We start from the raw sequence: 22,818 nt of genomic DNA, 5'->3' as shown, positions 1-22,818 counted from the left end.
GCAGCCGTAATCATTTGAATTATTACTAAATAACCTTATTTTACAATCTTGCCAATAATATTTCCGGTCAATAAAATCATTTTATATTTTACCTAGATTAAATTCTTGACAACAAATAAATAACGTGCTTAATGTATGAATCTATTGGCTTTTCAGTGTTTTTGTAAAACTGTGTTAGAATTTTTAAGAAAGACAAATTTTAAATAAAAGTAAAAGGATCACCAAAAAACGGAGGACCGCATGACAAAAAAAATGGACGCACTTGAATATCATTCCATAGGTCGCAAAGGGAAAATAGAAGTCATTTCTTCAAAACCCTGTCTCACATCCCGTGATCTTTCTCTGGCCTACTCGCCCGGTGTCGCCGAGCCCTGCCTGGAAATAGAAAAAAATCCCGAGGATGCCTTCAAATATACTGCCAAGGGCAATCTGGTGGCTGTAATCTCCAACGGCACCGCCGTTCTCGGCCTGGGCAACATCGGCGCCCTGGCCGGCAAGCCGGTCATGGAAGGAAAAGGTGTTCTCTTCAAACGTTTTGCCGATATCGACGTCTTCGACCTGGAAGTCAATTCGGAAAGTCCGGAAGAAGTGATCAAGGTCTGCCAATTGCTGGAGCCGACCTTCGGCGGCATCAACCTGGAAGATATCAAGGCACCGGAATGCTTCCATATCGAAGAAGAACTGAAGAAGACCATGAACATTCCAGTCTTCCACGACGACCAACACGGTACCGCCATCATCTCATCGGCGGCGCTGATCAATGCCCTTACCCTGGTCAACAAGAAAATCGACGAAATCAGGATTGTCGTCAACGGTGCCGGCGCTTCTGCCAACGCCTGCGCCAACCTGGCCATTTCCCTTGGGGTTAAGCGGGAAAACCTCATCATGTGCGACACCAAGGGGATCATCTATAAAGGGCGCACCGAAGGGATGAATAAATATAAGGAGCGCTTTGCTGTCGATACGTCTCTTCGCACCCTTGAAGAAGCCGCCAATGGCGCCGACGTACTTTTCGGCCTTTCTTCGAAGGGTGCATTTACCCCGGAAATGGTGCGCAAGATGGCAGCCAATCCCATCATTTTCGCCATGGCCAATCCGGATCCGGAGATTTCCCCTGAAGAGGCCCATGCAGTGCGTGGAGATATCATCATCGCCACCGGTCGCTCCGATTACCCGAATCAGGTCAATAACGTTCTCGGCTTCCCCTTCATCTTCCGTGGTGCCCTCGATGTCAGAGCCACGACTATCAACGAAGAGATGAAAAAAGCAGCGGTTTTCGCTCTTGCCGAGCTGGCCAGGGAAGAATGCCCCGATTCAGTCTGCCGGGCCTACGGCAATGTCAAATTTTCCTTCGGCAGGGAGTACATTATACCCAAGCCTTTCGATCCCCGGGCGCTTTTACGGGTAGCCCCCGCTGTAGCAAAGGCAGCCATGGATTCTGGCGTTGCCCGGCAACCAATAGAGGATATGGACAAGTACGTTGAGCATCTGGAATCGCTGCAGGGGAAAGCCAAGGAAACCCTGCGCCTGATCATCAACAAGGCCAAGTGCGAGCCGAAACGCATTGCCTTTCCCGAAGGGGATAACGAAAAGATCCTCAGGGCGGCACAACTGGTGGTGGAGGAAGGGATCGCTTCCCCCCTGTTGATCGGGAACCGTGCCAAGATCCTGGCAAAGATGGAAGAGATGAATATCGATGCCAATGGGCTTACCATCATCGATCCTGAAGATTACGAAAAGACAGAGGCCTATGCTCAGGAATTGTACCGGCTGCGCCAGCGCAAAGGCCTGACCCTCTCTGAGGCCCGCCGCATCATGAGAAGAAAGTCCCGCACCCACTTCGGTTGCATGATGGTAAGAATGGGGGATGCCGATACCCTCCTTTCCGGCATCGACACCCACTATCCCGAAACCATCAGGCCCGCTCTGGAAGTGATCGGCAAACAGCCGGGGCTTACCAGCGTCCACGGCCTCTATATGATGGTCTTCAAGAAGGGGATCTTCTTCATGTCCGATACGACGGTGGAAATAGAGCCCAATGCGGAAGAGCTGGCCGAAACGGCCATCCTGGCCGCAGACAAGGTGCGCATGCTGGATATAGAGCCTAAGCTGGCCATGCTCTCCTTCTCCAACTTCGGTTCCGTCCAGCATCCCGATGCCCTCAAGGTGAAAAAGGCGGTGGAGATCGTCAAGGAAAAGGTGCCGGGCCTGGAAATCGACGGCGAAATGCAGGCGGATACCGCCGTAGTCCCGGAGCTCCTGGAAAACTACCAGTTCAGCGCCCTGAAAGGGCCGGCCAACGTGCTCATTTTTCCAGACCTGAATTCAGGCAACATCTGCTATAAACTCCTCCATCGGCTGGGGGGTGCCGAAGCCATCGGCCCCATCCTCATGGGAATGAACAAGCCCGTGCACGTGCTGCAGCGGGGGGACGATGTCACCGATATTCTCAATATGGCCGCCATCGCCGTGGTTGATGCCCAGAACTCCTAACAGGTCCACAGATACAAAAAAGGCCGCTCCACCCGGGCGGCCTTTTTCTTTGCGGTTGTCAATTTCACCGCATATCTGATATATTTTCTTGGTTTGAGCAAATCGGGAGAAGATCCAACAATGGGGCAAGCACTGGATATACTGCAACCAACCTTCCACACGGAGAAATGGCAAGCCTTCAGGCTGATGGTTGTTCTTTCTCTTCTGCTGCACGTGGCGATTTTCCTTTCCCTGACCGGCAGCAAAGGGAACAAGATCGGCGGCAAAAAGGTTGCTTTCCTTGATCTGACCATGTCTGCCCCGGTAACCAGACCACGGCCCCCTGCGCCTCTTTCCGAAGAATCCCGTACACCTCTCCCCCGGCAAATACCGCAAGAAACGGCTCCCACACCAACCCCTGAGCTTGACGACCTGCAGAACAGAATAGAGAAGAACCTGCAGGGCCATGAGCAATCAGCTGCCATAGAGCGAGTTTCAGTCGGGCTTGGTGCCACGCGGGGATTTTTCCGCAGCCTTGGGGAAGGAGAAACCCTCAGGGAAGATATTCAGGCTTACTATTTCGAGTTGTTGCAAAACATCAACGAGAGGTGGTGGCTTGACAAAAGCATTGACAGGACCGGGACCAGGGAGTTGGTGCTGAACATACTCATCGCCCGGGATGGGACCATTGTTGCAAAAGAGCTTATCCGCAGCTCGGGCAACCCGGGATACGACAAGGCGGTGCTCAAGGCTCTGGAAGGTGTGGGACATCTTTCTCCCCTGCCACAGACATATCATGGCGATTTTTTTCTAGCCCCCATACGACTGGTTGCACCTTTGAATCTACTGGCCTCCTGAGTCAGACACTTCCACCAGCTCTTCGATCTCTTCGTAGTCGAGCTCGGTCAGGTCCAGCGAATCTGATTCGCCCTCCAGTGAAGCTATTCGCAAAGCCACCCCCGGAAACTGGGGATTGGCGTCCCTAACCTCCTTGAAGACATCGAGAGCTTCACTCATCCGCCCCGACGCCTCGTAAAGGACCGCCAGCTCGAACTTGAGTCCGAGGATGTCCTCATTGGCCACTTCCGCAAGATCCATTGCCTCCAGCAGCATCTTTTCGGCCTGATCGTAGTCGTTCTTCTCCCGGTAGCATGCTGCCTGCAGGGACGTACAATCCAGCTTTCTGCTGGGGCTGATCGACGCACGCCTGAATTCCGCAATGGCGTCGTCATAAAGCCCCATCTCCTTGTAGGCGATGCCCAGGTCGAAATGGGTCTCCGCATCTCCCAGGTTCGCCTGTTCATCCGTTTCCGTCAGCATGCCCTCCCACGAATACTTGGCGGCTTTGGCACCAACAGCCTGCTTTTCCTCAGGGGGAGATTCCTCTAATTCATGGAAAAGTTGATCGATTCCTGTGGAAATATCCCCATCCAGGTAAGGCTGCTCTCCGTGGGGCGCTTCCTCCATCTCCTCGATTCCCTCCGTCAAGGAAAGCTCAGGCAGATCTTCCTTTTCCGGCACCAGGACGAGAGGTTCCTGCTCCATCAGGTCATCCGCATCCAATTCCAGCAACCGGCAGGAACCAGTATTTTCCGGCTCTTCATAGTCGGCCAGATCCTCAACAAGGTCCAGCGGCAGGGCGTCGGCAATATCCTCATCTGCTTCACCATCTGGTGATAGCTCCATTTCCGGCTCTGTATCAGGCAGGTCGAGGAGGACCATATCAGAAGCGGCAGCGTCTTCTTCGGCGATCCCCTCTTCAGCCAGCTCCAGAATGGCACCCTCAGCGGCACCGTCACCATCGATGGCGAATGGAGACATGATGGTGTCGTCAGCAACGCCCATATCACCATCAGGGAAATCTAGACCGTCTTCGGCAGAGAGCAACTCCTCTTCGTCGGAAAGAACCTCTTCATCCATCGACAAAGCGTCCTCGTCGACCGAGAGATCGTCCTCAGTCAACTCGGCGGTAAGATCATCCTCATCGTCAATGGAAAGATAGATATCCTCTTCCCAGTCATCTCCCGTCTCAGGCTCGGAAAGATCGAGGGGCTCTGCCGGATCGGCGGCGGTGATCTTCAATGATGGCTGATCCAGGGGTTCGAAGGCAGGTGCAGCTGGCTCCTCTGCCAATAGTCTTTCTTCATCGGCCGGGATCGCGGCGGGTTTCAGACTGCTCTCCAGCAGGGCGAGCTTTTCAGCGTCCCCGCTCTTTCTGTACAGCTCCAGTAATCCAGCGACGATCCTCTCGTCGTCGGACAGATCCTGCACGGCAAGATAGAGTGCCTCCAGGGTTTCAAAAGCCGATTGCTCCAGAAAACAGGCAGCATGCTTGTCCAGCAGCGCTACTGTTTCCCCGTAGTGCTCACCTGCCATGGCGGTCCGTATGACCCCTTCACGGGCAAACAACTCGGCTGGAAAAAGGCGGATTATCAGGTCATAGGTCAGTCTGAGCTTTTCCGTGTCATTCTTGATCCGGTAGGCTTCGATGAGGAGTTTCCAAAGGGGAAGGTTGGTGCTGTCCTGTTTTATCAAGCCGCTGAGTTTGCCAATGGCGCCATCCACATCGGCTTTTACCATGACGGCAAGGTCGTCGATGGATAATTTCACCCTTTCGGGGAAAAGATTGGCGACCCGTTCTTCGATCTTTGCGGCGGCGGGGTGGTTGCCGCTTTTTTTCAGCAGTTGTGCCAGGTTGGTGTAAGCATCGAATGCGGCATCCAGTTCTCTCCGGGCAAAGAGCAGCTCGGCGTGCTTCTGGCAGGTGGCGGGATTTTCCGGGTCCAGCTCCAGCATTTTTTCGACAATTTTGACGGCATCGGCCAACTGGGCGTTTTTTTCATAGTGGTTGACAGCGGTCCGGTATTCGTCCAGGGCGTTGCCCATCAATCCCTGTTTGCCGTTTAGTGCTCCCAGGATGATCGTTATCTTGATATTGTCGGGGGTGAGTTTCTGGATCTGCTTGTAGACCGCAATTGCTTTGAGGTAGTAACCGTTGTCGTCATAGAATTTTCCTATGAACTCATATTCCGCCACTGCCTCATCGTTGCGCCCGGAGCGCACTAGCAGTTCCGCAAGTCGTTGCCGGTGACGGGTATCCTTCGGGTCGAGGGCTACAACCTGTTGATAATCCTTAATTGCTCGATCGATCTGCCCCTTGATAATGAATCTTTGAGCACTCTCAAGTAATTTTTCTCTATTTGAAGCCAAAAAACACCTTCGTTATTAAAGGGATAAAAGCCTCAACAAGTTAGTTCAAACCCTTTGGCATGTCAAGGCTTATGAAGGAAAATAACCATGCACCCCGGATACTTATCGGCAGGACCATTGCTTTATCTGAGAGAGAATATGCTTCAGTTGTTCAATCTGCAGGGCAGTCAAGGGGCGGTCGTGGTAGACTGCTTCCCCATAGATTACTACAAACTGCTTCACCAGCACGTCACCGGTATAGTTGGCAAGTTCGAACAAGCCGAAGGTCCCAGGTTCGCCGACAAAGCCATACCGTTTGTCAACTAGACGAAAAAACTCGGCGAGGATTTTTTCTTCGCTGGTTTTGCGCCGTCTCCGGCGAAAGAAGGTAACCGTGCCCATAACAGCCGCCACTATCGTCAGCAGGGCAAAGGGGAGCTTCATATCCCCGAACGTCAATGTTTTCAAGGTGCGACCGGCCCTGTCGGCCAGGGAGATCTGGCTCTCAAGGTCATAGGTGATGACCGCCCTGTTCCAGTAATACCCGAAAAGGTCCAGGTACATTCTTACCTGGCGGCCAAATGCCTGGCTGTCCCCTTCCCCGCTTCGCACCCCGTTCACGGCCCAGCGGGTCGGGTCCACCGTCACCCACCCCTCCCCTTCCCGATAGACCTCCAACCAGACGTGGGCCATGTCCTCGGTCACCGCATAATAACCTCCGAGGGGATTGTAGTCTCCACCCAGGTAGCCTCCCACAAGACGGGTGGGCACGTCGCACATGCGCAGCAACGTTGCTGCAGAAACGGCAAAGAGTTCACAATTGCCCCGCCGTCTCTCGAAAAGGAAGGTGTCGATTGAAGAAGAGCCAGTAGGCATGCCGCTGGTGAGATAGGTGAATCCAGCCTTCGTATAGAAATCCCGCAGACGGGCCAGCAGTTGTCCCTGATCTCGGCTCCCTCTTTTCAGATCGCCAGCCAGCTTTTCCATGCGCGGGGAAATCCCGGTCGGCAACTTGAGATAAAAATTCCTCCGGATATCCATGGCAAGACCGATCCTGCTGCCGGGAACGGACTCAACCGTGTAGCCGATGCGCCGCTGGGAGCGATAGGCTTTAACGAATACCTGGTCCCCGGATTGGACCGTCCTGGTTCCAGTTACCTGCCGAGGGATATTTAAAGTTATGAGATATCTGCTGCGGGACGGCTCGGGATAGATGGTTTGCCTGATGACCGCCCCCCCTCTGACAACGGCATGTTCCCCGGAGGGAGGTTCATTCCTCACCCAGGTATCGCCCATAATCTGGTTCAGGACGATTCCGCGCCAGTACAGCCTGTCCTGCTCAAGCCTCTGGCTTTCAGCGCGAAATGCCACAACTTTGGCAGAAGCAGTAGCCGAGGCACTCCCCGGCTCGATTTTTTCACTGAAGCCGCTGACGTTGGCAGACGCGTGCTGGACGAACTGCCAGAGCGGGTACTGGGTTCTCGGGAGAATGATAAAGAAAAGTACGGTGAGGGGGATGGTAGCCAAGGGAATGAGCAGGGCGGCACTCAGAATCTTCTTCATCCCGGTGCGACTGACGTTCATTCGGGGATCCTTGCCATGGAACGTCAGCAGCACCATGGATACGGAGATCAGCACCAGCTGTACCAGCAAGTAAACGAGGAACACAGCATCCAGGTTATAAAGAGACGAAGCGGCGAGCGCCATGAGAGCAAGCACGTATATCTGCAGGTAATTTCTGCCGCTCTTGTCGCCGACCAGCCGCACTCCCAGAAGCAGGATAATGGCATTTGCCGCAGGAGCGATTATGTTGTCCCTGCCGAACTGGAGCCCATAGTAGACGAAAAAAAGAATGGAGCAGAGGGTGGTAACAGCCGTTCCGGGATGGCGGCTTCTGTAATCGGCAACGATCCCGGCGGCAAAGGCAGCCGCAAACAGAATCCTTGGCCCAATCTCGATGTATGGGAAAAGGGGTATGAAGCCGAGCAGGGCTATGCAGTAGGTAAGGAAAAGGAGAACGACCCTAATTCTGATCATAGAGTGCCAACTCCGTCAGCAAGCGGAGCCTGTGTGTTTTAGTGACCCCTGGTTCGATGATCCTGTCCCTGATCCGCAGGCCAACAGGGCGGTTGCTGCGGATCAAGCTGTTGACGAGGTACGCCGCAGCTGAAAGACGCCCGTTCAGGGTGACGTCCGGCAAGAAGTCAAGGTCGAGAATAACAGGTTCCCCCCCCGCTGCGCTCATTTCCTTCACCTTCATTTGCGGGTGCTTTGCCGAGAGCCGCCAATGTATCGTTTTCAAGGGGTCACCCCCTGCATAATCCCTGATGCCGGTCAAATCCCCTTCCAGCCCCTTGTTCAGAGCAGGGAGATTCATGTATCGCTGCCCCTGATCGGCAGCTCGGACCTGGGAGACACGGCGTGGGGCAGGAAATACCAGGCATGCCTGATCAAGGCGCAGGCGATTGCACCGGACGAAAAAATTGACCGGAAAGGGGGAAAAGACCTGCGCTTCGCCCAAGGGATGCCGTCCCCTGTCGGGGAATCGTACGACAACCGAATCCGTTTCGGTGGAGGAGCCGCCAATGTAATTGAAGTCCACGGAGGCCCCGCGGATGGAAATCTGGAGAAGGAATGAGGGCATGAATCTTTTGGCGTTGGTAAGTCTGACCACCGCCAGGGTGTCGGTCCCGGTATAGACCTCATCTGGAAAAACCACCTGCAGCTTTAACCCTCTGATATTGGTCCAGCCAACAATGCCCGATACCGCCATGAATCCGAGCATGGCTGCAACGACAAGAAACAGCAGATTGTTGCCGGTATTGACGGCGGAAAAGCCGAGAAGCAAGGTCAGGGCGATGTAAAATCCCCCACCCTTGGTTATCTTCAGTGCAGCGGTACGGGTATCTTTTTTACGATCGACCGTAACAACTCCTCCTTGTCCATGCTCTGGCTCTCTTCAGTGGTGATGAGCCGGTGAGAACCTACGGCGACGGCAATCTCCTTAACATCTTCCGGGATGACGTAATCACGCCCCTCCAGATAGGCAACTGACTTTGCGGCATCTGCCAGATTGATCCCTCCCCTGGTGGAGATACCGGACAAGACCAGGGGATGGCTCCGGGTGGCGGAAATGATGGCGAAAACATAGCCGACGATGCTGTCTGCCAGGTGGATATGTTCCCTGATCTCCCCCTGTGCGGCAAGGACATCTTCCTGGGTGAGCAGGGCAGGAATGGTTCGGATTTCCCCCCGCAGACTCCCGTACCTAATAATAGATTTTTCGATCTCTTCAGGGGGATAGCCGATGCCGGTCCTGATTATGAAACGATCGAGTTGGGATTCGGGCAGAGGATAGGTCCCAACCTGTTCCACCGGATTCTGGGTAGCGATGACCAGAAATGGCTCGGGAAGCGGATATGTGGTTCCTTCCACCGTCACCCTCAGCTCCTCCATGGCCTCCAGCAGCGCACTCTGGGTTTTCGGCATCGCCCTGTTGATTTCGTCCACCAGAAGAATGTTGCTAAAAACCGGTCCCCTGATGAACTTGAAGGAGTTAAGTTCACGGTCGAAGATGGAAAGCCCGGTGATGTCCGAGGGGAGCAGATCGCTGGTACACTGGATCCTGCCAAAGGAAAGCCCCATGGAATTGGCAAGAACGAGGGCCAGGGTCGTCTTGCCAAGGCCGGGGATGTCTTCGAGGAGGACATGCCCGCCGCTCAAAAGGGCCACGAAGCAGAGCCTGACAGCCTGTGCCTTCCCCTGCAGGTAGCGCTGTAAAAGGGTGTCCATGACATTGACGATTTTTTCCCTGGTTGCAGATTGCATGAGTCAACCTTTTTTCGGAAACTTACGCCTGTTTTAGAATACAGTGCCGTGATCAATTTTCAATGTTGCTGAGGAGCCTTCCCCTCCACTGTCGCCAGTGGGCATGGTCGAAAGAAAGCAGCACGGCCGCAGGGATCAGGGTATCAAGCTCACTAAAGCTCTGTTTGAGCAATTGCTTGGTAAATAGCTTAAAAAGCGTCGTTTCGTCTTGAAAAAGCTCGATAAACGGAAAGCGAAGCTCAGCCGGTAGTATAGCCGTCATGCCTGTAAAATTCAGGCTGCAGCCGTCTTCGTCAATAACCTCCCCGCCGGAGTCGATCAGGGGAATACCATGGAGGCGGCAGGTCATGGGGCGATGCTCGTACACCAGGCATTGACCGTGGTCATCCAGAAGGACGCAGGGAGTGTCGTCCTCATCGGGCATGACCGCATCCCATTCCGCGTCGGGCCGGTGGTTCAATATAAAAGGTAAATTGAACTCGGGCCAGATCGCCTTGACGCCATTCAGGCGCTTTATCGCCTTTTCCAGCACCATATCCTTAACCTCTTCGCTCAAGCGGTCAAACCCACTCTTCAGGTAACAGGCATCGAGAAGAGTAATGTCGAAGAGCCCCCGGCAGCACTCAGAGCAACCTCTGCCGCATCGTATGTCATCGGGAGCCGCAGCCATGCATCTGGCGAACCATTGGTCCACGCTGGTAAGAAGCTGGCCGTAAAGCTGAAGTATGTTTGCTATTTCCATAGTGCTGTTTAAAGAAAAAGGGCAGCGAAATCTTCGCCACCCTTTGTAAATTGCCGGCCTGGTGCTGTCACGCCAGTACTTCGGACTTGGTAAAGATCGATTTCAGCCAGTAGCCCTCTTTTTCGATGTTTTCCCGGCCACCCTCTTCCCTGTCCACGAGGGTCACCACCCCCAGGACTTTCAGACCTTCTTCCTCTGCCCTTTTAATGGCCTTGAGAGAAGAACCGCCACTTGTGACCACATCCTCAACGATAACGACCCGTACCCCCGGTTTGAAGTTCTTCCGACCTTCCAGCCAGGCGCCAGTACCATGGCCCTTCGGCTCTTTGCGGATGATGAAAGCCGGAATGGGCTTCTTTTCCAGGAAACTGACCACCGATGTTGCCGTGGCAATGGGATCGGCACCAAGGGTCAGGCCCCCTACCCCCTCGACCCCTTCCACATCCCTTATGGCTTCGAAAAAGAGTTTGCCGGTGAGATAGCCCCCTTCGGGATGGAGGGTGGTCTGCTTGCCGTCGAAATAGAAATCGCTTTCCCGGCCCGAGGCTAGTACGACCTTTCTTTTTTCATAGGACAGCTCAAGGATGATCTGTTTCAATCTCGCCTTATCACTCATATTCTGGAAGCTCCTTTTCAAATAGGTCCAGCTGGGGCGCGACACCCAGCTTTGGGAATTTAACGGGATAACTCCCGGTGAAACAGGCACGACAATAGCCGGTATTACCGGTTCCCACCGAGTTGATCAGACCGTCTTCGGACAGATAGCCGAGGGTGTCGGCAGTTATATACTTGCGGATCTCATCAATGGTGTGGGACGAGGAGATCAACTCCTTGCGGTTGGGGGTATCGATACCGTAATAACAGGGATAGCTGGTGGGGGGAGATGAAATGCGGACATGAACCTCTTTGGCACCGGCATTGCGGATCATCTTGACGATTTTCCGCGAGGTGGTGCCGCGGACAATAGAATCGTCAATGACCACCACCCGTTTATCCTTAAGCACCTCCCTGACCGGGTTCAGCTTGATCTTGACGCCGAAATGGCGGATGGCCTGCTGGGGCTCGATGAAGGTGCGACCCACATAATGGTTGCGGATCAGCCCCAGCTCGAACCGAATGCCAGATTCTTCTGCATAGCCCAGGGCCGACGGCACCCCAGAATCGGGAATGGGAATGACGATATCCGCCTCCACATGATGCTCCCGTGCCAGTTGTCGCCCCATTTCCTTCCGTACCTGGTAGACGTTCTTGCCGAAGATGTAGGAGTCAGGACGGGCGAAGTAGACGAATTCGAAGATACAGGGGGTGGGTTGTGCCTTTTGAAAGGGGAAATAGGAGGTGAGCCCCTCATTGGTGATGATGATCGCCTCGCCCGGCTCGATCTCTCTGATGAATTCGGCATCGATCAGATCGAGGGCGCAGCTTTCCGAGGCCACCACATAGGAACTGCCCAGCTTGCCGAGGCACAGGGGCCTGAAACCATTGGGGTCCCGCACTGCAACCATTCTTGTTTCCGTAAGGAAAAGCAGACAGTAGGCCCCTTTGATACGGTTTAATGAGTCGGTAATCCTGTCCAGCAGGGAATTGGCCTTGGAGGTGGCCAACAGGTGGACAATAATTTCGGTGTCCATTGTGGTCTGGAAGATGGAGCCGTAGGCCTCCAGCTCATCCTTGACGATTTGGGCATTGACAATGTTGCCGTTATGGGCGACGGCGATGGACCCCCGGGAATAGTCGACCATGATCGGCTGGACGTTTTTTATAACCGAAGAGCCGGTGGTGGAGTAGCGCACATGGCCGATGGCAGATCTTCCCGGCAAGGATTTGAATATTTCCTGGTTGCCGAAAACATCGGCCACCAACCCCATACTTTTATGGGCATGGAGCGCCGAGCCATCGGAGGAAACGATGCCGCAGCTCTCCTGCCCCCGGTGCTGGAGGGCATAGAGCCCCAGATAAGCCAGGTTCGAGGCCTCGGGATGGTTAAATATACCGAAAATACCGCATTCTTCTTCTGGACGTTGTAACTTCATAACGTAAACACACTCCTTCCCGTGAATGGCATATCCAGGGGGTGTTCGTTAATTAGGCTATGGCACAAGATTAAAAGTTCTTCTTCACGTAATCTGCTGCGTTTTTGAAGAGAATCAGGCCGTCCCCGTCTTCGGGCAACTCTTCACGGGTCCAGCGTGGATGCTGAACGCGGTTGACGAAGGCCTCAGGGTGGGGCATCAGACCCATGATGCGCCCCGATTCGCTGCAGATGCCGGCAATGCCGTTCACCGAGCCGTTGGGGTTCAGGGGAAATTCCATGGTGGCGGACGTGTAGGCCGGGTCTGAATAGACGAGGACATCAAGATTGCCATTGACGATCCGTTCAAGAGTCTCGGGACAATCCACGACGAACTTCCCTTCCCCGTGCCTGATGGGGAGATAGAGCCCTTTTTCCACGCCATAGGTGAAGATGCAGCCGGAAGCGGTGTTGTTCTTCAGATAAACCCAGCGGTCCTGGAAGCGGCCGCTGTCGTTGAAGGTGAGAGTCGCCACCTGCTGCCGGCCGTTGTTGGAAAACCCAGGCAACAACCCCATTTTTACCAGCAGCTGAAAGCCGTTGCATACCCCAAGCACCAGCTTACCGGCATCAATGAAACGCTGCAGTTGCTCGAAGAGGTGCTCGTTGCCATCCTTGATCCTGGCATGGCGGAGACGATTAGCCTGGGCCTTGGCGCTTCCCAGATCGTCTCCGTCGAGGAAGCCGCCAGTCAGGTTGAGGAAGTGGTAATCGTCGAGTCTGACTTCACCCGAGAGGAGATCGGAGATGTGGGCGATATGGGCTTCATCGAAACCGCCGAGGCGGCAGGCATGGGCGGCCTCCGTCTCGCAGTTGGTGCCGTTACCCGTTATGATCAATGCTTTTGCGTTAGCCATTCAAAACTCCCCAAAGTGCTACAGTGATTGCAACGGAGACTGCCAGGCTGCTTTAAGCGCGGCAATTTCCGCCTTTACGACTACCTTACCAGAAACCCCGGTGACAGTTAAAGAGGTATCTGCCGTTACGAGACCGATGCGGGCCATGGCCTGTCCCGACATGGCTTTTTCAAATGCAGCCTCCTTGTCAGGATGCACAGTCACCAGCAGACGGGAGGCCGATTCGGCGAAGAGAAGAGGCTCGTCACCCAGAGGGGCATTTCCCTTGGCGACTACATATTTCAGATCCAGGGCCATGCCGAAGCCACCGGCAAAGGCCGATTCGGCAGCTGCCACCGCCAGCCCGCCATCGGAAAGGTCGTGACAGGAGGCAACCAGCCCATTCTTGACCGCTGCGTGATAGGCACGATATCTATCCAGAGCAGACTCGGCATCGACCTGGGGCACCTTATTGCCGGTAAATCCTTTTGCCGCAAGGTACTCGGAACCGCCTAGCTCATCGTCAGTTTCTCCCAGCAGATAAACAATATCGCCAGGCTTTTTCACATCCATGGTCACTGCTTTGCGGGCATCTTCCATCTTACCGATGACGGAAAAGAGCAGGGTCGGTGGAATGGAGATCTTGGTGGACCCGTCATAGAAGTCATTCTTCATGGAATCCTTCCCGGAGATGAGAGGAATGCCGAAGGCGACGCAGTAATCGTAAAGGGCTTTGTTGGCCCGTACCAGCTGGGCCATCTTGTATTCCCCGTCGGGGGTCTTTTCCGATTTAACCGGATCGCACCAGCAGAAGTTGTCAAGGCCGGCGACCAAGTCGGGAGAGCCTCCTACGGCAATGTAGTTGCGCAAACCCTCGTCGATGGCGTTGGCGGCCATGTGATAGGCATCTATATCACTATAACGGGGGCAGATGCCGTGGCCCACCACCACCCCTTCGAAGGAGTCGAGGATCGGTCTGACGACAGCGGCGTCGGACGGTCCGTCGTTATCGGCCCCGGTAAAAGGCTTGACGACACTCCCCCCCTGGACTTCATGATCGTAGCGGCGGACCACCGATTCCTTGGAGCAGATATTCAGCGAACCCAGGAGCTGGAGCAGGTCTTGGGTAAAATCGCTTTTGGCGGCAGGTGCAGGCTCTTCGTGCTGCTTGATCTCCCAGACCCCCCGCATTTCCATGGGGGGCAGGCCACCGTGCATAAAGCTGATGGGGAGATAGGCCACTGTTTTGTCCCCATGGAGGATATGGAAGTAGCCGGAATCAGTGAATTCTCCGAGTACCGTCGCCTCGACCCCCATTATCTTGGCAAGGGCAAGGAATTCATCGATCTTTGCCGGGGGAACAGCCAGGCTCATGCGTTCCTGGGCTTCCGAAATGAGGATCTCCCATGGTTCGAGTCCGGCATATTTGAGCAGCGCCCTGGAGAGGTCGAGACGGCAACCGCCGCACTCCTCGGACATCTCGCCGATGGAGGAAGAAAGACCGCCGGCACCGTTGTCGGTGATGAAGTTGTACAGGCCGCGGTCCCTGGCCCTCAGAAGAAAGTCGGTCATCCTTTTTTGGGTGATGGGATCGCCGATCTGCACCGCCGAAACGGGAGATGACTCATTCAACTCCTCCGAAGAGAAGGTTGCGCCGTGGATGCCGTCCTTGCCGATCCGCCCGCCGGTCATGACGATGAGGTCCTCAGGATCGATCCGTTTCACATGGGAGGGCTCGCCATTGATGACCGCTGGCATGATGCCCGCCGTGCCGCAGAAGACCAAGGGTTTGCCGGCAAAACGGTCGTCGAAGACCAGGGAGCCGTTGACGGTAGGGATACCACTTTTATTACCCCCGTGCTCGACCCCTTCAACAACGCCTTCGTAAATGCGCCGCGGATGGAGCAGCCGTGCGGGAAGCGTCTTATCGTAAAAAGGTGAGGCGAAGCAGAAGACATCGGTATTAAAAATGAGCCGTGCCCCCTTGCCAGTGCCGAAAGGGTCACGGTTGACACCGACGATGCCGGTCAACGCCCCACCGTACGGGTCCAGGGCGCTGGGCGAATTGTGTGTCTCAACCTTGAAGACCAGGGAATAGTCCTTGTTGAAGCGGATGACACCGGCGTTATCCTTGAAGACCGACAGACAGAAATCCTTGTCGCCCAGATTCTCCCTGACTTTCGCCGTGGTCCGCTGGATGAAGGTTTTGAAGAGCGAGGAGATCTGCTCACGATTTCCCTTCTCATCCACATACTCCACATTGCCGGAAAATATCTTGTGCTTGCAGTGCTCGGACCAGGTCTGGGCAAGGGCCTCCAGCTCCACGTCGGTGGGCCGATCCCCCAGGCCCAGTTTTCTGCGCTCGGCAACCACCTGTGCATCCCGGTAATGTGCCTGAATGATCATCATCTCGTCCAGGGTCAGAGCCAGGACCCCATCCCGGCTGATGCGCATCAGTTCCTCGTCACTGACGTCGAGATCGATCTCCTTGACAGTGCCGGCGGCATGTGCCGCCACCTTGGGGACATAAGCCCGAATGCCTTGCTGCGCCTCGAATGTGGTGCGATCAAGGATCTGATAACGCTGGATGAGGGTGTTGCAGAGGAGCCCGGTAGCGATCCGCTCCATCTCCTTCAGGGTCATCTCTCCACTGAAGAGGTACTGGACCGAGGTGTAGACCCCCTCCCCTTCAGGAAGCGGTCTGCCGATGATGTATTCGATGGCCTCCTTGGCGGTCCTCCCCACATTATCGGTAACTCCGGGACGGAAACCGACCTCGACGACAAAGTCGAAATCGGTGGCGATGGGTGCATCGATGGCGAAATCCTGTATGACGGGATCGGAAAAGGGGCCGGCCGCAGCCAGCTCAAGCTCGTCGGCAGTCAATCCTGCATCTACGGTAAAGACATCGATGGTCCGCACCATTTTGACAGGGATATTTAGAAAATGTTCGATCTCATTCCTGATCCGTTCTCCGCGGGCATCACGAACGGTCTTCTTCAGGGCTATTTCTATTCTATGGGCCATTATCAGTCCTTTTGCATCAGTACCGTTCTAGTCGGATAGGGTATCTGGATGCCGTTCTCCTGAAATCTTTTTGCAATGAGACAGTTAAGCTCATCGGTAACCGAAAAAACCTTTGTGTAATCATCTACCCAGAAAAATAACGACATGTTCAATGCACTGTCGCCGAAGGAAACGAAAAAAGCCTCCGGAGCAGGATCCCTACGGACGTGGGACACCTCCAATGCAGTTTTGACCAGGAGCGCTTTTACGGCAGCCACATCACTGCCATAGGCAACTCCCAGGTTGATCCTCCCTTTGCTGAGCACATCGGGAAAGGCCATGTTGATCAACACCGTGTTGCACAGTTCCGAGTTGGGGATGATCAGGTAAGTGTTGTCCAGGGTCTTGATCTTGGTGCTGCGAAGGCCGATATCGAGCACATCACCAACCTGTCCCCCTGCAAGCTGAATACGGTCGCCGATATGGAACGGACGATCCAGCATTAGGGTGAAGCCGGAGATCATATTGGCCAGGGTGTCCTTTGCCGCCAGGCCAATGGCCAGTGAACCGATACCGAGAGCGGTGATGATCGACCAGATATCGTAGTTGAAATGCTTGAGGGTTATGATCAAGGCCGTACCGATGAGGAAAATGCTGATCAGCTTCTCCACCAGGGGGATCAACTGCCTCAGTCCACTGCTCTCCACGCCGGTCATTCTGGCGGTGTACCACTGGAGAAATTCATCAGCAGCCCGGTAAGCGATGATGGTGATAATGACAATGTTAATGATGAAAAGGATCCCTGACGTGACGACGTGGGCCTTTTCCGGCAAAGGCAGGGACTTTACGGCAAAATACAGGCCGGCGAACATGATCAGCAGCGATGCCGGCGGCGTGATACGCTGCAGAATCCGATCATCCAGGTCGGTCCTGGTAAAGGAGGTAAAGCGGGGCCCCCAGGACACCAGTACGTGGCGCAGTATCAAGGCCATCACGTAGAAGGCGGCAAATATGATGACGGCAATGAGGCTCTCCTTCAGCCAGAAGAGCAAAAGACCATCCGTCGCCTCAAGTTTGAAGAAGCGGATCAGGTTATCCACCGAAAACCCTCGTAAATATTGTATCTACGTGCTTCAAGTGATAGTTGAGGTTGAACGCCTCCCGAATCTGCTCTTCGGAGATATATTTGCGCACATCTCCATCATTAAGTAGCTCGGTCTGGAAATCCTTACCCTCTTCCCACACTTTCATGGCATTCCTTTGAACGAGTGCATAGGCATTCTCCCGGGAAACGCCGTTGTTGGCCAGCTCCAACAGTATGCGCTGGGAGAAAATCAGGCCGCGCATCAGGTTCAGGTTTTTCATCATGTTTTCCGGGTAGACGACCAGGTTCTCGATAAGGCCTATGCAGCGGTTCAACATGAAATCCATGAGAATAGTCGCGTCGGGGCCGATGATGCGCTCGACGGAGGAATGGGAGATATCCCGCTCGTGCCAGAGAGCCACGTTTTCCATGGCTGAAACTGCGTAACCGCGGACGAGCCTGGCAAGACCGGTGAGATTTTCGGAGAGCACCGGGTTGCGCTTGTGGGGCATGGCTGAGGAACCCTTCTGACCCTTGCTGAAGAACTCTTCGGCTTCCAGGACTTCGGTCCGTTGCAGGTGTCTGATTTCAACGGCGAACTTCTCGATGGACGAGGCAATGATGGCCAGGGTGGAAAAGAATTCCGCATGGCGGTCCCGCTGGATGACTTGGGTGGAACAGGGAGCCGGCTTCAGCCCGGCCTTGGCGCAGACATATTCCTCCACCTTTGGGTCGATATTGGCGAAGGTGCCGACAGCTCCGGAGATCTTGCCATAGGCGATGGTTTCCCGTGCCGATTCCATGCGCCGCAGGTTCCTGCGCATCTCGTCATACCAGAGGGCCATTTTCAGGCCGAATGTTACCGGCTCGGCGTGAATGCCATGGGACCGTCCCATCATGGGGGTCTCCTTGTGCTCCATGGCCCTTTTCTTAATGACTTCCATCAACCGTTTAATGTCGGCGATGATGAGATCGCTGCTCTCTTTGAGCAGCATGGCGAATGATGTGTCAAGGACATCGGAGGAAGTGAGCCCGAGATGGACGAAGCGGGAATCATCGCCGATATAATCGGCTACGGAAGTAAGGAAGGCTATGACGTCGTGTTTCACCGTCTTTTCGATCTCGTCGATGCGGGGGACGTCGAATTTAGCCTTTGTTTTGATCCGGTCGACCGCTTCCTGGGGAATATCGCCCAGTTGTGCATGGGCTTCGCAGGCATATATCTCTATTTCCAACCACTTCTGATAACGGTTCTCGGGTTCCCAGATTCTGGTCATTTCCGGGCGGCTGTAGCGTTCTATCACTGTATCGATCTCCTATGAAATAAAATCAGACAGCAGGGTCTGTAAATCGGCAACCGTGATCTTTTCCCGTCACCCATTGAGACAAAAGACAGCGCTGGCCTGGTCCTGGGCGCCGACAATCAGCCTGGGTGAGCAGATATTCTGGCAGTCAAGCATGGCAGTGGCAGTATTGTGGGCCAGGTTCGGATCGTTGTTGGTTTCAGAAAGATGGGCGAGAAAAACACCTTCGAGATTTGGATGGAGTATTTCTTCCAGTAACGCGGCAGAATCATTGTTGGATAGATGTCCGTGACGGGATCTGATTCGTTGTTTCAGATGCCATGGGTACGGCCCGTTCATCAGCATCTCCTCGTCATGGTTCGATTCGACTATGAGAATACGGCACTTCTGCAATTTATCCACAACAAGCCGTGTGGCAATACCCAGATCGGTGGCTATCCCCATGGTCCCTTCGCTGCTTTCGATTATGAACCCCACCGGATCGCAAGCATCGTGAGTGATGGGAAAGGGATCAATGGCAAGATCCCTGAAGCAGAATGAATATCCCGATTCGAACTCAATAACCTGCGTTTTTGCCAGATGGCGCGAAATTTCCTTGTGGGTCGGGTAGCTGAGAATGACAGGGATCTTCAGTTTACGCGCCAAGGCACCTGCTCCACGCACATGATCCTGATGTTCGTGACTGACCATGATCGCGTCGATTTCGCTGCCTTCAACGCCGATTGCATTGAGCCTGCGCAGAATCTCCACAGCGGAAAGGCCTGCATCAAGCAAGATTTTCGTTTCACCGGTATCGATGAAAAGAGAATTGCCCTTGCTGCCACTGGCAAGCAGGCAGGCTCGCATATTAAGCTCCTGGGCGGTTTCATACGGAAAGGGATTCGGCAGAAAAACTTCGTATATATACAGGAAAACAGGAATGGATTCAAGGGCTATCTTCTAATGTGATCAATGGAGCAGGTTCATGTAATCAAGGGAGGAGTCCCCCACCAGCGGATTCAACGGCAGAAGAATATGAAATATGGAACCGGTTCCGCTGCCAGGATTATAGCCCGGCGACTCGACCCATATTTCGCCGCCGTGCATATCGACGATTCCCTTGGCAATGGACAATCCGAGCCCGGCACCTTTAGCTTTGAAGGCAACCTTTCCGGTGCTGTGCTCTTCGATGTTACCCGCCTCATAGAATTTATCGAATATGCGCAGCTGGTCCTCCCGGTCGATGCCGATGCCGGTATCGGCAACCGCCACTTCCACGTAAAGATGATGCTCCTTGCCGATGTTCACGACCGACTGTCCCTGGGCGCTGTCCACCGGCTGTTTGCTGCGCAGCAGGTATTTTGCACTGGTGGTCACGGTAATCTCGCCCCCGTCGGGGGTGAACTTGATGGCATTGCCAAGAACATTTGAAAATAACTGCACGAGCCGGAGCATATCCCCTTTGATGTTGGGTATGCTCTCATCCAGCTGGAGGACCAGCTTCTGCTTGCGCATGGAGAAGAAAAAAGCCAGCTCCTTTACCGCATCCTGGACCAGCTGATTTACCTGGACATCGTCGATCTTCAGCTGCAGCCGTTTTTCGTCGATCATGGAGACATCGACCATATCCTTGATTATGTTATCCAGGCGCATGGCAGCACTGGAGATATTTCCCACCATCTCCAGGACCGTCTGATCTACCTTGTCGGCCATATCGGTGGAAATCAGTTCGGCGTATCCCATAATTACTGTGAGAGGCGTCTTGAGCTCGTGTGAGGCAAGACCGAGGAAGGAATCCTTCATTTTGTTGAGCCGGACCAAGTCGGCGGCGCTTTTTTCCAGGTTCATCATGATTTCGCGCTCTTTCGTCACATCCCGGAATATTGCCTGCACGAGCCTATCATTGCCGCTTTCGATGCTGCTGGCATGGAGCCTCGAAACCACCAGCGCCCCCCCCTTTTTTACGATCTGCATCTCTTCGGCGATGTGCATCCCTTTGGAAGCATCCTTGAATATTTTATGGATCTTGGGGATGTTCTCGATATTCAGGAGGAGGAGCATTTTGGTCAACGGCAGACCGACAAGTTCGCGGGCGTTGTAGCCGAAAAACTCTTCGGCCATTTTGTTCACCATTTTCACCGACTCGTCTTCACCGACGACGACGATGGCATCGCTGGCATCCTCCATTAATGATTTATAGAGTTCCTCCGACTTCTCCAGCTCATGGCTTAGGTGCTCCAATTTCAGATATGAGGCATGCAGTTCGTTATGGGTTCTTTCCAGTTCCTGATAATTTTTCCTGATTTCCTCATCGCGATTTTTCAGGTTTGCGGACATGATGTTGATATTCTTCGCCAGCTCATTAAATTCATAAACCGGCACTTCCTGTATCCGCACATCGAATCCCCCCTCGGAAATCTGCTTGACCCCTTTAAGCAGAACTGAAACGGGCTGTATAATGCTTTTTTTCATAAAAATAACAACAAGGGAAAAGGAGAATGCCAGAAATATCAGCAGCAGGAACACCGAGCGCAGAATCATGCCCTTGACCTTGGCAGATATGATCGACTCCTCAAAGCCGATATGTACCTGGGCCGTGGGCCTTCCATCGGAACTCTTGACGATGGTTACAGTATCGTAAAAGGAAGGGTTTTTGCCGATGAGATTTATCTTGACGGTGGGGTTGGAGGTGTAGGACCTGCTTGCATCCTTGATGGCAAGACTTTGAAATTTGACATCACTCAGGTAGAGGATATTGCCGTCCAGGTCGGTTACTATGCAGTAGCCAATGTCCGGATTTCCATCCACAAGCTCGCGGCATTTTTCGGAAATTCCGGCTATATCTCTGATATCGAGCCCCAGGTTCAGAACCTTTTCGATGCTGCCCTTCATGGAGGCACCGAGACTTTGGGATCTCAGAAACAGTGCGTTGATGTAATCCTTTCTGAAACCGATAATATCCAGACCCGCGCTAACCAGGATCGTCAGGAACAAAATCAGAAACGAGAAGAGGATGATGCGCTTTTCCAGGGTTCTTTTCATGGGCTCTATTTCAACTCTTTTTAACGTAGAAGCACTATATTATCACAATTGTCCTTGAGAAGAAGATGAAATTTTCCTCGTGGCGATTGGGGAACGACATGATAGTGGTTTTTCGCCTGCCTTCTCGGAATGCATTTTTTTGAATTTCTTAGATGAAATCTTGACCAGACAGGGTTTATTTGTTACATAAATCTGAGTTGTGAGTAATAATTCATAAATTACTCTAATAAATTTTACAGGGAGGTAACAATGGCATTGCGGGTTGCAATCAATGGCTTTGGCAGGATTGGACGCTCCGTACTCCGGGCAGCCGTCAATGAGAAAGCGATCGAATTTGTAGCGATCAACGATCTCACCGACGCTAAAACGCTGGCACATCTGCTCAAATATGACTCCGTACATGGCATCTTCCCCGGTAAAGTCGAAGCAAAGGAAAACGCACTGGTTGTTAACGGCAATACCATAAAGATTTTAGCCGTCAGAAACCCTGCGGAACTTCCCTGGAAGAATGAAAAAATCGATGTAGTCCTGGAATCCACCGGTCTTTTCACAGCCCGGGAAAAGGCAGAAATGCACCTGCAGGTCGGCGCCAGGAAAGTGATCATCTCCGCACCTGCCACCAATGAAGACATCACCATCGTCATGGGGGTCAATCACCACCGCTACGATGCAAAGAAGCATAACATTGTCTCAAATGCCTCCTGCACCACAAACTGCCTGGCCCCCGTGGCCAAAGTCCTTCAAGAGGCCTTCGGAATCGAAAAGGGCCTTGTTACTACCATTCATTCCTACACCAACGATCAAAACATTCTGGACTTGCCCCACAAGGACCTTCGTAGGGCAAGAGCTGCTGCCATGTCCATGATTCCGACCACAACCGGAGCAGCAAAGGCTGTCTCACTGGTACTTCCCGAGTTGAAGGGGAAACTTGACGGCATGGCTATCAGGGTTCCCACTCCCAATGTTTCCGTTGTGGATCTGGTGGTGATGCTGAACAAAAAGACCGATGCCATCGAAGTGAATGCAGCGCTGAAACAGGCGGCAGAAGGATCACTTAAAGGAATTCTCGGCTATTCCGACGAACCGCTGGTATCCATCGACTACAACGGTAATTCCTTGTCCTCCATCGTTGACAGTCTCAGCACCAAGGTAATTGAAGGCAGCATGGTCAAAGTTATCTCCTGGTACGACAATGAAACCGGTTTTTCGCAGCGGGTCGTTGATCTGATGAAAATCATGCTGTCTTGATCCTGTCAAAGCACTGT

General features: G+C 53.6%; 16 protein-coding genes. 3 read left to right on the top strand and 13 right to left on the bottom strand.

The window, feature by feature from the left end:
- Positions 1-240 precede the first annotated feature (240 nt).
- Positions 241-2,493 carry an NADP-dependent malic enzyme gene (locus ML541_RS13240; RefSeq protein ID WP_243373552.1) on the top strand — a complete coding sequence of 751 codons (2,253 nt, stop codon included), beginning with the start codon at positions 241-243 and terminating at the stop codon, positions 2,491-2,493.
- Between the two features lie 120 nt (positions 2,494-2,613).
- Entirely contained in the window at positions 2,614-3,330 is a 717-nt protein-coding gene (locus tag ML541_RS13235; RefSeq protein WP_243373551.1) for an energy transducer TonB, read from the top strand.
- Here ML541_RS13235 and ML541_RS13230 read toward each other — a convergent pair.
- The 13 genes from ML541_RS13230 to ML541_RS13170 all read right to left on the bottom strand — a co-directional run bounded on the left by ML541_RS13230 (position 3,316) and on the right by ML541_RS13170 (position 21,553).
- Positions 3,316-5,682, bottom strand: coding sequence for a tetratricopeptide repeat protein (locus ML541_RS13230; RefSeq protein WP_243373550.1), 2,367 nt, complete (start codon positions 5,680-5,682; stop codon positions 3,316-3,318). The two genes, ML541_RS13235 and ML541_RS13230, sit on opposite strands and share 15 nt — an antisense overlap.
- 102 nt (positions 5,683-5,784) lie before the next feature.
- A complete protein-coding gene (locus ML541_RS13225; protein WP_243373548.1) occupies positions 5,785-7,698 on the bottom strand; it encodes a DUF3488 and transglutaminase-like domain-containing protein in 1,914 nt (637 codons plus the stop codon).
- Positions 7,685-8,509, bottom strand: coding sequence for a DUF58 domain-containing protein (locus ML541_RS13220; protein ID WP_243373546.1), 825 nt, complete (start codon positions 8,507-8,509; stop codon positions 7,685-7,687). The genes ML541_RS13225 and ML541_RS13220 overlap by 14 nt, the downstream gene beginning before the upstream one ends.
- Positions 8,510-8,547: 38 nt before the next feature.
- Positions 8,548-9,489 carry a MoxR family ATPase gene (locus tag ML541_RS13215; protein WP_243373544.1) on the bottom strand — a complete coding sequence of 314 codons (942 nt, stop codon included), beginning with the start codon at positions 9,487-9,489 and terminating at the stop codon, positions 8,548-8,550.
- A gap of 52 nt (positions 9,490-9,541) precedes the next feature.
- Positions 9,542-10,231, bottom strand: coding sequence for a YkgJ family cysteine cluster protein (locus ML541_RS13210; protein WP_243373542.1), 690 nt, complete (start codon positions 10,229-10,231; stop codon positions 9,542-9,544).
- 67 nt (positions 10,232-10,298) lie between these two features.
- Complete coding sequence (pyrE, locus tag ML541_RS13205; protein ID WP_243373540.1) at positions 10,299-10,847, bottom strand: orotate phosphoribosyltransferase; 549 nt, start codon at positions 10,845-10,847, stop codon at positions 10,299-10,301.
- Positions 10,840-12,264 (bottom strand): amidophosphoribosyltransferase, encoded by a 1,425-nt coding sequence (gene purF, locus ML541_RS13200; RefSeq protein WP_243373538.1) that lies wholly within the window; start codon positions 12,262-12,264, stop codon positions 10,840-10,842. The genes pyrE and purF overlap by 8 nt, the downstream gene beginning before the upstream one ends.
- 70 nt (positions 12,265-12,334) lie before the next feature.
- Positions 12,335-13,159, bottom strand: coding sequence for a phosphoribosylformylglycinamidine synthase subunit PurQ (locus tag ML541_RS13195; RefSeq protein WP_243373537.1), 825 nt, complete (start codon positions 13,157-13,159; stop codon positions 12,335-12,337).
- Between the two features lie 18 nt (positions 13,160-13,177).
- On the bottom strand, positions 13,178-16,165 hold the full coding sequence (locus ML541_RS13190; RefSeq protein WP_243373536.1) for a phosphoribosylformylglycinamidine synthase subunit PurS: 2,988 nt from the start codon (positions 16,163-16,165) through the stop codon (positions 13,178-13,180).
- Between the two features lie 2 nt (positions 16,166-16,167).
- A complete protein-coding gene (locus ML541_RS13185) occupies positions 16,168-17,244 on the bottom strand; it encodes a mechanosensitive ion channel family protein (protein WP_243373535.1) in 1,077 nt (358 codons plus the stop codon).
- A complete protein-coding gene (gene purB / locus ML541_RS13180; protein WP_243373534.1) occupies positions 17,237-18,532 on the bottom strand; it encodes an adenylosuccinate lyase in 1,296 nt (431 codons plus the stop codon). Before purB ends, ML541_RS13185 begins: the two co-directional genes overlap by 8 nt.
- Before the next feature lie 69 nt (positions 18,533-18,601).
- Positions 18,602-19,378, bottom strand: coding sequence for an MBL fold metallo-hydrolase (locus ML541_RS13175; protein ID WP_243373533.1), 777 nt, complete (start codon positions 19,376-19,378; stop codon positions 18,602-18,604).
- Between the two features lie 102 nt (positions 19,379-19,480).
- The gene (locus tag ML541_RS13170) at positions 19,481-21,553 is read right to left on the bottom strand and encodes an ATP-binding protein (RefSeq protein ID WP_243373532.1); all 2,073 of its coding nucleotides are present in this window, start codon (positions 21,551-21,553) and stop codon (positions 19,481-19,483) included.
- Between the two features lie 249 nt (positions 21,554-21,802).
- Here ML541_RS13170 and gap point away from each other — a divergent pair, with 249 nt between their 5' ends.
- The gene (gene gap, locus ML541_RS13165) at positions 21,803-22,801 is read left to right on the top strand and encodes a type I glyceraldehyde-3-phosphate dehydrogenase (RefSeq protein ID WP_243373531.1); all 999 of its coding nucleotides are present in this window, start codon (positions 21,803-21,805) and stop codon (positions 22,799-22,801) included.
- Positions 22,802-22,818 lie beyond the last annotated feature (17 nt).

It is taken from the genome of Geotalea sp. SG265 (genome assembly GCF_022808985.1).
Taxonomy (GTDB): domain Bacteria; phylum Desulfobacterota; class Desulfuromonadia; order Geobacterales; family Geobacteraceae; genus Geotalea.
The sequence above is the reverse complement of the archived record's forward strand: the minus strand, read 5'-3'. Positions and strand labels throughout refer to the sequence as shown.